Raw genomic sequence first — 13,002 nt, 5'->3', positions numbered from 1 at the left:
ATTACACGCGGCGCTTCTTCGGCGGACGGCACCCGTTGTGCGGGATTGGCGTCACGTCGGTGATGCTGGCGATCTTATAGCCGCAGCCGTTCAAAGCACGGACAGCAGATTCACGACCTGGACCTGGACCCTTGACGTTAACGTCGAGGTTCTTCAGGCCGTATTCCAGCGCAGCTTGGCCAGCACGTTCAGCAGCTACTTGAGCAGCGAACGGGGTGGATTTGCGCGAACCGCGGAAACCCGAGCCGCCGGAGGTAGCCCAAGAAAGCGCGTTACCTTGACGATCGGTGATGGTGACGATTGTGTTGTTAAACGACGCGTGGATGTGGGCGATGCCATCAACCACTGTCTTTTTAACTTTTTTACGAGGACGAGCAGCAGGTTTTGCCATGACTAATTTCCTGTCGTTGCGCTGGTGCGATTACTTGCGGATCGGCTTACGCGGACCTTTGCGAGTACGCGCGTTGGTCTTGGTACGCTGACCGCGTACTGGCAGACCACGACGATGACGCAGACCGCGGTAGCAGCCCAAGTCCATCAAGCGCTTGATTTTCATGTTGATTTCGCGACGCAGGTCACCTTCAGTGGTGAACTTCGCCACTTCGCCACGCAGCTGTTCGATCTGCTCGTCGCTCAGATCTTTGATCTTTGCCGCTGGGTTAACCCCAGTGGTTGCACAGATTTTGTGTGCAGTAGTGCGACCGACACCATAGATGTAGGTCAGCGAGATAACAGTATGCTTGTTATCTGGAATGTTAACGCCTGCAATACGGGCCATTCAGTGGGACTCCAATTGACAGCTACCTACGCCCCGGAAGCCAAGAAATAGGGCGCGAGATAATATCGCTGTAATAACAAATAATCAACCCAGCAGCGCACTAGCTGCTGGGCTTTAAGCACAAATCACAATCAGCCTTGGCGCTGCTTATGACGTGGTTCCGCGCTGCAAATTACTCGAACAACACCTTCGCGGCGAATAATCTTGCAGTTGCGGCACAGTTTTTTAACCGATGCACGAACTTTCATCACCAACTCCTCGAACCTTAGGGGTGCTTCAGCGCAGCATTCCGCTGCCGTAGCCCTTCAGGTTGGCTTTCTTCATCAGGGATTCGTACTGGTGCGAAACGAGGTGGGATTGTACTTGCGACATGAAGTCCATCACAACCACTACCACGATCAGCAACGAGGTCCCGCCAAGGTAGAACGGTACGTTTGCCGCAACCACCAGGAACTGGGGAAGCAGACAGACGGCCGTCATATAAAGAGCACCGAACATGGTCAAACGAGTCAGAACGCCATCAATGTAGCGCGCCGACTGCTCGCCCGGACGGATACCCGGAATAAAGGCACCGGACTTCTTCAGGTTTTCCGCTACGTCTTTCGGATTGAACATCAACGCCGTATAGAAGAAGCAGAAGAAAATAATCCCTGCACTAAACAGCAGAATATTCAACGGCTGACCAGGAGCGATCGACTGCGAGAGATCCTGCAACCAGCCCAAACCTTCAGACTGACCGAACCAGGCGCCCAACGAAGCCGGAAACAGCAAAATGCTGCTCGCGAAAATGGCCGGAATCACACCAGCCATGTTCACTTTCAGCGGCAAGTGGCTAGTCTGCGCAGCGAAGACCTTACGGCCCTGCTGACGCTTGGCGTAGTGAACAGCAATACGACGCTGACCACGCTCAATGAACACCACGAAACCGATGATCGCTACTGCCAGCAAACCGATGGCGACCAAGGCGAAAATGTTGATATCACCCTGACGTGCAGACTCGAAAGACTGCCCAATCGCTCTCGGAAGACCGGCGACGATACCCGAAAAAATCAACATCGAGATACCGTTACCAACACCGCGCTCGGTAATCTGCTCACCCAGCCACATCATAAACAGTGCGCCAGCCACAAACGTGGATACCGCAACGAAATGGAAGCCAAGGCCACCAGAGAACGCGACGCCCTGCCCTGCCAGACCAGCGGACATGCCGATAGCCTGAACAAGAGCGAGGACAACGGTGCCATAGCGGGTGTATTGACTGATCTTACGACGACCAGCCTCACCTTCCTTCTTCAACTGCTCCAACTGCGGGCTGACGGCGGTCATCAGTTGCATGATGATCGATGCCGAAATGTACGGCATGATCCCCAGTGCAAAGATGCTCATCCGTTCCAGCGCGCCGCCGGAAAACATGTTGAACAAGCTAAGAATGGTCCCCTCATTCTGTCGAAACAGGTCCGCCAGCCGGTCCGGGTTGATACCTGGAACTGGGATGTGCGCGCCGATCCGGTAGACGATAATCGCCAGGACTAGAAAACGCAGACGAGCCCAGAGCTCGGATAACCCGCCTTTGCTGAGCGCTGAGAGAGCACCTTGCTTAGCCATTTATTCCTCGAACTTGCCGCCAGCTGCTTCGATAGCCGCACGCGCACCTTTGGTGGCTGCGATACCCTTGATGGTGACTGCGCGAGTAACTTCACCGGACAACATGATTTTCACACGTTGTACGTTTTGGTTGATCACGTTGGCATCCTTCAGGGACTGCACGGTGACGATGTCGCCTTCCACTTTAGCCAGCTCGGACAGACGCACTTCTGCGCGGTCCATGGCCTTCAGGGAAACGAAACCGAACTTCGGCAGACGACGATGCAGAGGCTGTTGGCCACCTTCAAAGCCCGGAGCAATAGTGCCACCGGAGCGGGAGGTTTGACCTTTGTGGCCACGGCCACCAGTCTTACCCAAACCGCTACCGATACCACGGCCCGGACGATGCTTTTCGCGACGGGAACCCGGCGCTGGACTCAGATCATTGAGTTTCATCGATTAACCCTCGACTCGCAGCATGTAGTAAGCCTTGTTGATCATCCCGCGATTCTCAGGAGTATCCAGCACTTCTACAGTGTGACCGATGCGACGCAGACCCAGACCCTTAACGCACAGTTTGTGGTTAGGGATGCGGCCGGTCATGCTTTTGATCAGCGTTACTTTAACGGTAGCCATGATCAGAAGATCTCCTTAACACTTTTGCCGCGCTTGGCAGCAATAGACGAAGGAGACTGCATAGCTTTCAAACCTTTAAAAGTGGCGTGAACCACGTTTACCGGGTTAGTCGAGCCGTAGCACTTGGCCAGAACGTTCTGAACGCCAGCAACTTCGAGGACAGCACGCATTGCGCCGCCAGCGATGATACCGGTACCTTCAGAAGCAGGCTGCATGTACACCTTCGAAGCGCCATGAGCGGACTTCATTGCGTACTGCAGAGTGGTGCCGTTCAGATCAACCTGGATCATGTTGCGGCGAGCAGCTTCCATTGCCTTCTGGATCGCAGCAGGCACTTCACGTGACTTGCCACGGCCGAAGCCAACGCGCCCTTTACCATCACCCACCACGGTCAACGCGGTGAAAGTGAAGATACGGCCGCCTTTAACGGTTTTGGCTACGCGGTTAACTTGAACCAGCTTCTCGATGTAGCCTTCGTCGCGCTTTTGGTCGTTATTTGACATAACTTAGAACTCCAGCCCAGCTTCACGAGCAGCATCAGCCAGCGCCTTGACGCGGCCGTGATACTTGAAGCCAGAGCGGTCGAAAGCCACTTGCGAGACGCCAGCGGCTTTTGCACGCGTAGCGACCAGCTGGCCAACCTTAGTGGCCGCGTCGATGTTGCCAGTGGCGCCATCACGCAGTTCTTTGTCCAAAGTCGAGGCGCTCGCCAAGACTTTGCTGCCGTCGGCCGAAATGACCTGGGCATAAATGTGCTGCGAAGAGCGGAACACGCAGAGACGCACGACTTCTAGCTCGTGCATTTTCAGGCGTGCTTTGCGAGCGCGACGCAGTCGGGTAACTTTTTTGACGGTCATTTGCTATGCCCTACTTCTTCTTGGCTTCTTTACGGCGGACGACTTCGTCTGCGTAACGCACACCTTTGCCTTTGTATGGCTCAGGACGGCGGAAGTCGCGGATCTCAGCGGCCACTTGACCAACCAACTGCTTGTCGATACCTCGGATGAAGATATCGGTCTGGTTGGGAGTCTCAGCGGTGATGCCTTCCGGCAGTTCGTAATCCACTGGGTGCGAGAAGCCGAGAGCCAGGTTCAGCACTGTGCCTTTTGCTTGCGCTTTATAACCAACACCGACCAGCTGGAGCTTACGCTCGAAGCCTTGGCTTACGCCTTGGACCATGTTGTTAACCAGTGCACGAGTGGTGCCTGCCATTGCGCGAGTTTGTTGATCGCCATTGCGAGCAGCGAAACGCAGCTCACCAGCTTCTTCAACAATCTCAACGGACGAATGGATGTTCAGATCTAAAGTGCCCTTGGCACCTTTCACCGAAAGCTGCTGGCCGACGAGTTTAACTTCGACGCCTGCTGGCAACTTAACGGGGTTCTTAGCGACGCGTGACATGCTTATCCCCCCTTAGAACACTGTGCAAAGAACTTCGCCGCCGACACCGGCAGCGCGCGCAGCACGATCCGTCATCACACCTTTGTTGGTGGAGACGATAGACACACCGAGACCGCCACGAACTTTTGGCAGATCATCGACGGACTTGTACTGACGCAGGCCTGGACGGCTAACGCGCTTCACTTCCTCGATGACCGGACGGCCTTCGAAGTACTTCAGCTCGATGGACAGCAACGGTTTGATTTCGCTGCTGATCTGATAACCCGCAATGTAACCCTCGTCCTTCAGGACTTTGGCTACAGCAACCTTCAACGTGGAAGATGGCATGCTTACGACGGGCTTTTCAGCCATCTGGGCATTACGGATACGAGTTAGCATGTCCGCTAACGGGTCCTGCATACTCATGGGCTAGACGCTCCTAATACAAAAAAATGAGCCTTACGGCTACAACCTATCGCCGAAAAATCCTGGCCACGTGAAAAACACGGGCTCTGGCGAGCCGGCAATTCTAGACGTACCTCACAAACGAATCAAGCCCCAAAAGGGGCTTGATTCGAATTCAGGCGTCTCGCTGGTCGATTTCCGAGGAAACCGACCGACGGGATGCGAGAAGTGCGCCTTACCAGCTGGCTTTAACCAGACCTGGTACGTCACCACGCATGGCAGCTTCACGCAGCTTGTTACGGCCAAGGCCGAACTTGCGGTAAACGCCGTGCGGACGACCGGTGATGCGGCAGCGGTTACGCATGCGCGAAGCGCTTGCGTCACGTGGCTGCTTCTGCAGAGCTACTTGAGCTTCCCAACGCGCTTCTGGACTTGCGTTCAGATCAACGATGACAGCTTTCAGTTCTGCACGCTTCTTGGCGTACTTTTTAACCGTGAGCTGACGTTTCAGCTCGCGGTTTTTCATGCTCATCTTGGCCATTGTCCTACTCCAATCAGTTGCGGAACGGGAACTTAAAGGCACGCAGCAACGCGCGACCTTCGTCATCCGTACGAGCAGTGGTGGTCAGGGTAATGTCCAGACCGCGCAGAGCATCGATCTTGTCGTAATCGATTTCCGGGAAAATGATCTGCTCTTTCACGCCCATGCTGTAGTTGCCACGACCATCGAAGGACTTGGCATTCAGGCCGCGGAAGTCGCGAACCCGAGGCAGGGAGATCGACAGCAGACGATCCAGGAATTCATACATACGATCGCGACGCAGAGTAACTTTAACGCCGATCGGCCAACCTTCACGGACTTTGAAGCCAGCGATGGATTTCCGAGCGTAAGTCACAACGACTTTCTGACCGGTGATCTTTTCCAGGTCAGCAACAGCGTGCTCGATGACTTTTTTGTCGCCGATCGCTTCGCCCAGACCCATGTTCAGGGTGATCTTTGTAACGCGCGGAACTTCCATCACGTTCGCGAGCTTAAGTTCTTCCTTAAGCTTCGGAGCGATTTCCTTCCGGTAAATCTCTTTTAGTCGTGCCATGGTCTTCTACCTAGCAGTGTTCAAGCATCAACCGCTTTTTGGGTCGACTTGAAGACACGAATTTTTTTGCCGTCTTCAACTTTGAAACCAACGCGGTCAGCCTTGTTGGTTGCGCCGTTGAAAATGGCGACGTTAGAAGCGTGCAATGGCGCTTCTTTCTCGACGATACCGCCTTGGACACCCGACGCTGGGTTTGGCTTGGTATGACGCTTCACCAGGTTGATCCCACCAACGACCAAACGGTCGTCAGCGAGAACCTTGAGCACCTTACCGCGCTTACCTTTGTCTTTGCCGGCGATCACGATGATCTCGTCGTCACGACGAATCTTTTGCATGTCGGATCTCCTTACAGCACTTCTGGGGCGAGTGAGACGATCTTCATGAACTTCTCAGTACGAAGTTCACGGGTCACTGGCCCAAAGATACGGGTGCCGATCGGCTCTTGCTTGTTGTTCAACAGAACAGCAGCGTTGCCATCAAAGCGGATGATGGAGCCGTCAGCACGACGAACACCATGGCGAGTGCGGACTACAACAGCAGTCATCACTTGGCCTTTCTTCACTTTACCGCGCGGAATTGCTTCCTTGACGGTTACTTTGATGATGTCACCGATACCAGCGTAACGACGATGGGAGCCACCCAGCACCTTGATGCACATAACGCGGCGTGCGCCGCTGTTATCGGCCACATCGAGCATGGATTGAGTCTGAATCATATAATTTCTCCGACCCCTAGTCCTTAGACTTCCACAGCGCGTTCGAGAATATCAACCAATGCCCAAGACTTGGTCTTGGCCAGCGGACGAGTTTCACGAATAGTGACTTTGTCGCCGATGTGGCACTGATTGGTTTCGTCGTGCGCGTGCAGCTTAGTCGAACGCTTAACATATTTACCGTAGATCGGGTGCTTAACGCGACGCTCGATCAGAACGGTGATGGTCTTGTCCATCTTGTCGCTGACAACACGGCCAGTCAGCGTACGGACGGTTTTTTCGGCTTCAGCCATGATCACTTACCTGCCTGCTGGTTGAGCACAGTCTTCACGCGAGCAATGTCACGTTTAACTTGCGAGAGCAGGTGAGACTGCCCCAACTGGCCAGTTGCTTTCTGCATACGCAGATTGAACTGGTCCCGCAGCAGGCCGAGCAGTTGCTCGTTCAGCTGCTGTGCTGATTTTTCACGAAGTTCATTCGCTTTCATCACATCACCGTCCGTTTAACAAAGGAGGTGGCGAGCGGCAGCTTTGCAGCAGCCAGGGCGAAAGCCTCACGCGCCAGCTCTTCAGAAACACCCTCGATTTCATACAGGACTTTGCCTGGCTGAATCTGGGCAACCCAGTACTCCACGTTACCCTTACCTTTACCCATCCGAACTTCGAGGGGCTTTTTGGAGATAGGCTTGTCCGGGAATACACGGATCCAGATTTTGCCGCCACGTTTTACGTGACGGGTCAGTGCACGACGCGCTGACTCAATCTGACGAGCGGTGAGACGACCACGAGCAACAGACTTCAGCGCATATTCGCCGAAGCTGACTTTGCTACCGCGCTGAGCCAGGCCACGGTTGTGACCTGTCATCTGCTTGCGGAACTTCGTACGCTTTGGTTGCAACATTTGGCGTACCCCTTACTTAGCAGCTTTTTTACGAGGCGCTGGCGCTTGTGGTTTCAGTTCTTCTTGGCGACCACCAATTACTTCGCCTTTAAAGATCCAAACCTTCACACCGATCACACCGTAAGTGGTGTGAGCTTCGTAGTTGGCATAGTCGATGTCAGCACGCAGGGTGTGCAATGGAACACGACCCTCGCGATACCATTCAGTACGTGCGATTTCAGCACCGCCGAGACGACCGCTCACTTGGATTTTGATGCCTTTGGCACCAATGCGCATTGCGTTCTGTACTGCGCGCTTCATAGCGCGACGGAACATTACACGGCGCTCCAGCTGCTGAGCTACGCTCTGCGCAACCAGCATACCGTCGAGTTCCGGCTTGCGGATCTCTTCGATATTGATGTGCACAGGCACACCCATTTGCTTGGTCAGGTCCTGACGCAGCTTCTCAACATCTTCACCTTTCTTCCCGATAACGATACCTGGACGAGCGGTGTGGATGGTGATGCGTGCTGTCTGAGCCGGACGATGGATATCGATACGGCTTACGGACGCGCTTTTTAGTTTGTCTTGGAGATACTCGCGCACCTTCAGATCAGCGAACAAATAGTCCGCATAAGTCCGACCGTCTGCGTACCAGACGGAGGTGTGCTCCTTGACGATTCCCAGGCGAATGCCAATGGGATGTACTTTCTGACCCATCTCTTCGACTCCGTTACTTGTCAGCAACCTTGACAGTGATATGGCAAGACCGCTTGACGATGCGATCAGCACGGCCTTTGGCTCGTGGCATGATGCGCTTCAGCGAACGCCCTTCGTTGACGAAAACAGTAGAGACTTTAAGGTCATCTACGTCTGCGCCTTCGTTATGCTCGGCGTTGGCTACGGCCGACTCCAGCACTTTTTTCAGGATCTCGGCGGCTTTCTTACTGCTGAAAGCCAACAGGTTGAGCGCTTCGCCCACCTTCTTCCCGCGGATCTGGTCGGCGACCAAGCGGGCTTTCTGGGCGGAGATTCGAGCGCCCGACAACTTAGCGGCTACTTCCATCGTTCCTTACCCCTTAACGCTTGGCTTTCTTGTCTGCCACGTGCCCACGATAAGTGCGGGTACCGGCAAACTCGCCTAGTTTATGGCCGACCATGTCTTCGTTCACGAGAACTGGGACATGTTGACGACCGTTATGCACAGCAATGGTCAAACCGACCATTTGTGGCAGGATCATAGAACGGCGCGACCAGGTCTTAACTGGTTTGCGATCGTTCTTTTCCGCCGCCACTTCGATCTTCTTCAGTAGGTGAAGATCAATAAAAGGACCTTTTTTCAGAGAACGTGGCACTGTCGTATCCCTCTATTTACTTGCGACGACGGACGATCATTTTGTCGGTACGCTTATTACCACGAGTCTTCGCGCCCTTAGTCGGGAAGCCCCACGGCGATACCGGATGACGACCACCAGAGGTACGACCTTCACCACCACCATGTGGGTGGTCAACCGGGTTCATGGCAACACCACGAACGGTTGGGCGAACGCCACGCCAGCGTTTGGCACCAGCTTTACCCAGCGAACGCAGGCTGTGCTCGGAGTTCGAGACTTCGCCAAGCGTTGCACGGCATTCAGCCAATACTTTACGCATTTCACCGGAGCGCAGACGCAGGGTCACGTAGACACCTTCACGAGCGACCAACTGAGCCGAAGCACCAGCCGAACGAGCGATTTGTGCACCTTTACCCGGCTTCAACTCGATACCGTGTACAGTCGAACCAACTGGAATGTTACGCAGTTGCAGAGCGTTGCCCGGCTTGATCGGTGCCAAAGCACCTGCGATCAGCTGGTCACCAGCACTCACGCCTTTAGGGGCGATGATGTAGCGGCGCTCGCCGTCTGCGTACAGCAGCAGTGCGATGTGAGCAGTACGGTTTGGATCGTATTCAATACGCTCGACAGTGGCAGCGATGCCATCTTTGTCGTTGCGACGGAAATCAACCAGACGATAATGCTGCTTATGACCACCACCGATGTGACGGGTAGTAATACGGCCATTGTTGTTACGACCACCAGTCTTCGATTTTTTCTCGAGCAGCGGTGCGTGAGGAGCGCCTTTATGCAGCTCCTGGTTGACCACCTTGACCACAAAACGGCGGCCAGGGGAAGTCGGTTTGCATTTAACGATTGCCATGATGCACCCCTTCCTTACTCAGCACTGCTGCTGAAATCGAGATCTTGGCCTGGCTGAAGGGAGATAACTGCCTTCTTCCAGTCATTACGCTTGCCCAGACCGCGAGCAGTGCGCTTGCTCTTACCCAGAACATTCAGGGTAGTAACACGCTCAACTTTCACGCTGAACAGGCTTTCGACGGCCTTCTTGATTTCCAGCTTGGTTGCATCAGTAGCAACCTTGAAAACGAACTGGCCTTTCTTGTCAGCCAGAACCGTAGCCTTTTCGGAAACGTGCGGGCCAAGCAGAACTTTAAATACGCGTTCCTGGTTCATCCCAGCAGCTCCTCGAATTTCTTCACGGCCGACACGGTGATCAACACCTTGTCGTATGCGATCAGACTAACTGGATCGGAACCTTGCACGTCACGAACATCAACGTGTGGCAGGTTGCGAGCAGCCAGGTACAGATTCTGATCAACAGCATCAGACACGATCAATACGTCGGTCAGTTGCATGCCATTCAGCTTGCCCAGCAGGTCTTTGGTTTTCGGCGATTCAACAGCGAAATCCTGAACCACGACCAGACGATCAGTACGAACCAGCTCAGCGAGGATGGAGCGCAGTGCTGCGCGGTACATCTTCTTGTTGAGCTTCTGAGAGTGATCTTGTGGACGTGCTGCGAAAGTGGTACCGCCGCCACGCCAGATTGGGCTACGGATAGTACCGGCACGAGCACGGCCAGTACCCTTCTGACGCCATGGGCGCTTACCGCCACCAGAAACGTCGGAACGGGTCTTTTGCGCTTTGCTACCTTGACGGCCGCCAGCCATGTAGGCCACGACTGCTTGGTGAACCAGCGTCTCGTTGAACTCGCCGCCAAATGTCAGTTCGGAAACTTCGATCGCTTGAGCGTCATTTACATTTAATTGCATGTCAGCTTCCCCTTAACCGCGAGCCTTGGCTGCTGGACGTACAACCAGATTGCCGCCAGTAGCGCCAGGAACAGCACCCTTGACCAACAACAGATTGCGTTCAGCGTCCACGCGCACTACTTCCAAGGACTGTACAGTCACGCGCTCAGCGCCCATGTGACCGGACATCTTTTTGCCCTTGAATACACGACCAGGAGTCTGGCACTGGCCGATAGAGCCTGGGACGCGGTGGGATACGGAGTTACCGTGAGTGTTATCTTGGCCACGGAAATTGTGACGTTTGATAGTACCCTGGAAGCCCTTACCCTTGGACTGACCGGTCACATCGACCAGTTGACCAGCAGCAAAAAGCTCCGCATTGATCAGATCGCCAGCTTGGTAGTCGCCTTCTTCAAGACGGAACTCCCAAACACCGCGACCAGCGGCAACGTTCGCTTTTGCAAAGTGACCAGCTTGAGCAGCAGTCACACGCGAAGCACGACGCTCGCCGACAGTGACTTGCACTGCACGATAGCCATCGGTTTCTTCGGTTTTAAACTGGGTGACGCGATTCGGCTCGATCTCAATGACCGTAACCGGAATGGAGACACCTTCTTCGGTGAAAATACGGGTCATACCGCATTTACGACCGACTACACCAATAGTCATGTTGTAAACCTCATGAGTGTACGGGGCTTTCACCCGCTATGGCCGCCCATTTCAGAGCGTTACACGACTAAGACCCAAGTCTTAGCCGAGGCTGATCTGTACTTCCACACCGGCCGCCAGATCTAGCTTCATAAGTGCATCAACGGTTTTATCCGTTGGCTGGACGATGTCCAGTACGCGCTTATGAGTACGGATCTCATACTGGTCGCGCGCGTCTTTGTTGACGTGCGGAGAAACCAGAACAGTGAACCGCTCTTTACGTGTTGGCAGTGGAATTGGACCACGCACCTGTGCACCAGTACGTTTCGCGGTTTCCACGATTTCCTGGGTAGATTGGTCGATCAGGCGATGGTCAAAAGCCTTCAACCTGATACGGATTTGCTGATTTTGCATTGGATTTCAGACTCCGGCTGCTATTCCCACCGGACGCAATGCGCCCGTTAAAAGGAGGCGCAATTCTATAGACGCCCCCACCCAGTGTCAACTCAATAAAAAAGCCCCCGCAAGGCGGGGGCTTTTTCAAAGCATCGAAGCCGACTCTATGAAAGAGACTTACTCGATGATTTTGGCTACGACGCCAGCGCCGACGGTACGACCGCCTTCACGGATAGCGAAACGCAGGCCATCTTCCATTGCGATGGTTTTGATCAGGGTAACAGTCATCTGAATGTTGTCACCTGGCATTACCATTTCAACGCCTTCTGGCAGCTCGCAGTTACCAGTCACGTCAGTAGTACGGAAGTAGAACTGTGGACGGTAGCCTTTGAAGAACGGAGTATGACGGCCGCCTTCTTCCTTGCTCAGAACGTAAACTTCTGCGGTGAACTTGGTGTGCGGCTTAACCGAACCTGGCTTGACCAGAACCTGGCCACGCTCAACGTCGTCACGCTTGGTACCACGCAGCAGGACGCCGCAGTTCTCGCCAGCACGACCTTCGTCGAGCAGCTTACGGAACATCTCAACACCAGTACAGGTAGTGGTGGTGGTGTCACGCAGACCAACGATTTCCAGCGAATCCTGAACGCGAACGATACCGCGCTCGATACGACCAGTCACAACAGTACCGCGACCCGAGATCGAGAATACGTCTTCGATTGGCATCAGGAACGGCTTGTCGATAGCACGCTCTGGCTGTGGAATGTAGCTGTCCAGAGTCTCAACCAATTTCTTGACTGAGGTGGTGCCCATTTCGTTGTCGTCTTTGCCTTCCAGCGCCATACGAGCAGAACCGATGATGATTGGAGTGTCATCACCTGGGAAGTCGTAAGTGCTCAGCAGGTCGCGCACTTCCATCTCAACCAGTTCCAGCAGCTCAGCGTCGTCTACCAGGTCAGCCTTGTTCAGGTAAACCACGATGTACGGAACGCCTACCTGACGGGACAGCAGGATGTGTTCACGAGTCTGAGGCATCGGACCATCAGCGGCCGAGCAAACCAGGATCGCGCCGTCCATCTGCGCAGCACCGGTGATCATGTTCTTCACATAGTCAGCGTGACCTGGGCAGTCAACGTGAGCGTAGTGACGAACGGCAGAGTTGTACTCTACGTGCGCGGTGTTGATGGTGATACCACGAGCTTTTTCTTCTGGTGCGCTGTCGATCTTGTCGAAGTCAACACGAGCCGAACCGAAAATTTCGGAGCAGACGCGAGTCAGAGCAGCGGTCAGAGTGGTTTTACCGTGGTCAACGTGACCGATGGTGCCAACGTTGACGTGCGGAAGGGAACGATCAAATTTTTCTTTAGCCACGACAATTAACTCCTAGCCTAAAGGGGGCTGA

26 protein-coding genes are annotated in these 13,002 nt (G+C 54.3%); all 26 read right to left on the bottom strand.

Going from position 1 to position 13,002, the window contains the following annotated elements; translation table 11 throughout:
- Position 1 precedes the first annotated feature (1 nt).
- Positions 2–391 carry a 30S ribosomal protein S11 gene (gene rpsK, locus ACF0H7_RS01905; protein WP_002555466.1) on the bottom strand — a complete coding sequence of 130 codons (390 nt, stop codon included), beginning with the start codon at positions 389–391 and terminating at the stop codon, positions 2–4.
- Positions 392–421: 30 nt separating this feature from the next.
- Positions 422–778, bottom strand: coding sequence for a 30S ribosomal protein S13 (gene rpsM, locus ACF0H7_RS01900; RefSeq protein ID WP_268798230.1), 357 nt, complete (start codon positions 776–778; stop codon positions 422–424).
- 131 nt (positions 779–909) lie between these two features.
- Positions 910–1,026 carry a 50S ribosomal protein L36 gene (gene rpmJ, locus ACF0H7_RS01895; protein WP_002555468.1) on the bottom strand — a complete coding sequence of 39 codons (117 nt, stop codon included), beginning with the start codon at positions 1,024–1,026 and terminating at the stop codon, positions 910–912.
- A gap of 28 nt (positions 1,027–1,054) precedes the next feature.
- Entirely contained in the window at positions 1,055–2,383 is a 1,329-nt protein-coding gene (gene secY / locus ACF0H7_RS01890; RefSeq protein ID WP_397451129.1) for a preprotein translocase subunit SecY, read from the bottom strand.
- A complete protein-coding gene (rplO, locus tag ACF0H7_RS01885; RefSeq protein ID WP_007924183.1) occupies positions 2,384–2,818 on the bottom strand; it encodes a 50S ribosomal protein L15 in 435 nt (144 codons plus the stop codon).
- Between the two features lie 3 nt (positions 2,819–2,821).
- Positions 2,822–2,998 (bottom strand): 50S ribosomal protein L30, encoded by a 177-nt coding sequence (gene rpmD / locus ACF0H7_RS01880; protein ID WP_003186033.1) that lies wholly within the window; start codon positions 2,996–2,998, stop codon positions 2,822–2,824.
- 2 nt (positions 2,999–3,000) lie between these two features.
- Positions 3,001–3,501 (bottom strand): 30S ribosomal protein S5, encoded by a 501-nt coding sequence (gene rpsE / locus ACF0H7_RS01875; RefSeq protein ID WP_397451128.1) that lies wholly within the window; start codon positions 3,499–3,501, stop codon positions 3,001–3,003.
- Between the two features lie 3 nt (positions 3,502–3,504).
- A complete protein-coding gene (rplR, locus tag ACF0H7_RS01870) occupies positions 3,505–3,855 on the bottom strand; it encodes a 50S ribosomal protein L18 (protein ID WP_397451127.1) in 351 nt (116 codons plus the stop codon).
- A gap of 10 nt (positions 3,856–3,865) precedes the next feature.
- Positions 3,866–4,399, bottom strand: coding sequence for a 50S ribosomal protein L6 (gene rplF, locus ACF0H7_RS01865; RefSeq protein WP_020290697.1), 534 nt, complete (start codon positions 4,397–4,399; stop codon positions 3,866–3,868).
- Between the two features lie 12 nt (positions 4,400–4,411).
- Entirely contained in the window at positions 4,412–4,804 is a 393-nt protein-coding gene (gene rpsH / locus ACF0H7_RS01860) for a 30S ribosomal protein S8 (RefSeq protein ID WP_065833640.1), read from the bottom strand.
- 214 nt (positions 4,805–5,018) lie between these two features.
- The gene (gene rpsN / locus ACF0H7_RS01855; RefSeq protein ID WP_397451126.1) at positions 5,019–5,324 is read right to left on the bottom strand and encodes a 30S ribosomal protein S14; all 306 of its coding nucleotides are present in this window, start codon (positions 5,322–5,324) and stop codon (positions 5,019–5,021) included.
- Between the two features lie 13 nt (positions 5,325–5,337).
- Entirely contained in the window at positions 5,338–5,877 is a 540-nt protein-coding gene (gene rplE, locus ACF0H7_RS01850) for a 50S ribosomal protein L5 (protein ID WP_397451125.1), read from the bottom strand.
- A gap of 20 nt (positions 5,878–5,897) precedes the next feature.
- Positions 5,898–6,212: a 50S ribosomal protein L24 gene (gene rplX, locus ACF0H7_RS01845; protein WP_397451124.1), complete on the bottom strand. Its 315-nt coding sequence runs from the start codon at positions 6,210–6,212 to the stop codon at positions 5,898–5,900.
- 11 nt (positions 6,213–6,223) lie between these two features.
- Positions 6,224–6,592, bottom strand: a complete 369-nt coding sequence (gene rplN, locus ACF0H7_RS01840; protein ID WP_002555479.1) for a 50S ribosomal protein L14 — start codon at positions 6,590–6,592, stop codon at positions 6,224–6,226.
- Positions 6,593–6,615: 23 nt separating this feature from the next.
- The gene (gene rpsQ / locus ACF0H7_RS01835) at positions 6,616–6,882 is read right to left on the bottom strand and encodes a 30S ribosomal protein S17 (RefSeq protein WP_003444370.1); all 267 of its coding nucleotides are present in this window, start codon (positions 6,880–6,882) and stop codon (positions 6,616–6,618) included.
- Between the two features lie 2 nt (positions 6,883–6,884).
- On the bottom strand, positions 6,885–7,076 hold the full coding sequence (gene rpmC, locus ACF0H7_RS01830) for a 50S ribosomal protein L29 (protein ID WP_002555481.1): 192 nt from the start codon (positions 7,074–7,076) through the stop codon (positions 6,885–6,887).
- Positions 7,076–7,489, bottom strand: a complete 414-nt coding sequence (gene rplP / locus ACF0H7_RS01825; protein ID WP_122475651.1) for a 50S ribosomal protein L16 — start codon at positions 7,487–7,489, stop codon at positions 7,076–7,078. The genes rpmC and rplP overlap by 1 nt, the downstream gene beginning before the upstream one ends.
- Before the next feature lie 12 nt (positions 7,490–7,501).
- Positions 7,502–8,188, bottom strand: a complete 687-nt coding sequence (gene rpsC / locus ACF0H7_RS01820) for a 30S ribosomal protein S3 (protein WP_003176422.1) — start codon at positions 8,186–8,188, stop codon at positions 7,502–7,504.
- Positions 8,189–8,201: 13 nt separating this feature from the next.
- On the bottom strand, positions 8,202–8,534 hold the full coding sequence (rplV, locus tag ACF0H7_RS01815; protein WP_002555485.1) for a 50S ribosomal protein L22: 333 nt from the start codon (positions 8,532–8,534) through the stop codon (positions 8,202–8,204).
- A gap of 13 nt (positions 8,535–8,547) precedes the next feature.
- Positions 8,548–8,823 carry a 30S ribosomal protein S19 gene (rpsS, locus tag ACF0H7_RS01810; protein WP_002555486.1) on the bottom strand — a complete coding sequence of 92 codons (276 nt, stop codon included), beginning with the start codon at positions 8,821–8,823 and terminating at the stop codon, positions 8,548–8,550.
- Between the two features lie 16 nt (positions 8,824–8,839).
- Positions 8,840–9,664 carry a 50S ribosomal protein L2 gene (gene rplB / locus ACF0H7_RS01805; RefSeq protein ID WP_262164025.1) on the bottom strand — a complete coding sequence of 275 codons (825 nt, stop codon included), beginning with the start codon at positions 9,662–9,664 and terminating at the stop codon, positions 8,840–8,842.
- Positions 9,665–9,678: 14 nt separating this feature from the next.
- Positions 9,679–9,978, bottom strand: coding sequence for a 50S ribosomal protein L23 (gene rplW, locus ACF0H7_RS01800; RefSeq protein WP_002555488.1), 300 nt, complete (start codon positions 9,976–9,978; stop codon positions 9,679–9,681).
- Positions 9,975–10,577 carry a 50S ribosomal protein L4 gene (gene rplD / locus ACF0H7_RS01795; RefSeq protein ID WP_397451123.1) on the bottom strand — a complete coding sequence of 201 codons (603 nt, stop codon included), beginning with the start codon at positions 10,575–10,577 and terminating at the stop codon, positions 9,975–9,977. The genes rplW and rplD overlap by 4 nt, the downstream gene beginning before the upstream one ends.
- A 12-nt stretch (positions 10,578–10,589) precedes the next feature.
- On the bottom strand, positions 10,590–11,225 hold the full coding sequence (gene rplC, locus ACF0H7_RS01790) for a 50S ribosomal protein L3 (protein ID WP_397451122.1): 636 nt from the start codon (positions 11,223–11,225) through the stop codon (positions 10,590–10,592).
- An 81-nt stretch (positions 11,226–11,306) separates the two neighbouring features.
- Positions 11,307–11,618, bottom strand: a complete 312-nt coding sequence (rpsJ, locus tag ACF0H7_RS01785; RefSeq protein WP_003186070.1) for a 30S ribosomal protein S10 — start codon at positions 11,616–11,618, stop codon at positions 11,307–11,309.
- 159 nt (positions 11,619–11,777) lie between these two features.
- Positions 11,778–12,971 (bottom strand): elongation factor Tu, encoded by a 1,194-nt coding sequence (gene tuf / locus ACF0H7_RS01780; RefSeq protein ID WP_397451121.1) that lies wholly within the window; start codon positions 12,969–12,971, stop codon positions 11,778–11,780.
- Positions 12,972–13,002: the final 31 nt, after the last annotated feature.

The sequence above is a fragment of the Pseudomonas sp. NA-150 genome (assembly GCF_044336365.1).
Classification (GTDB): Bacteria; Pseudomonadota; Gammaproteobacteria; order Pseudomonadales; family Pseudomonadaceae; genus Aquipseudomonas.
This window is presented reverse-complemented; position numbering and strand designations above follow the sequence as displayed.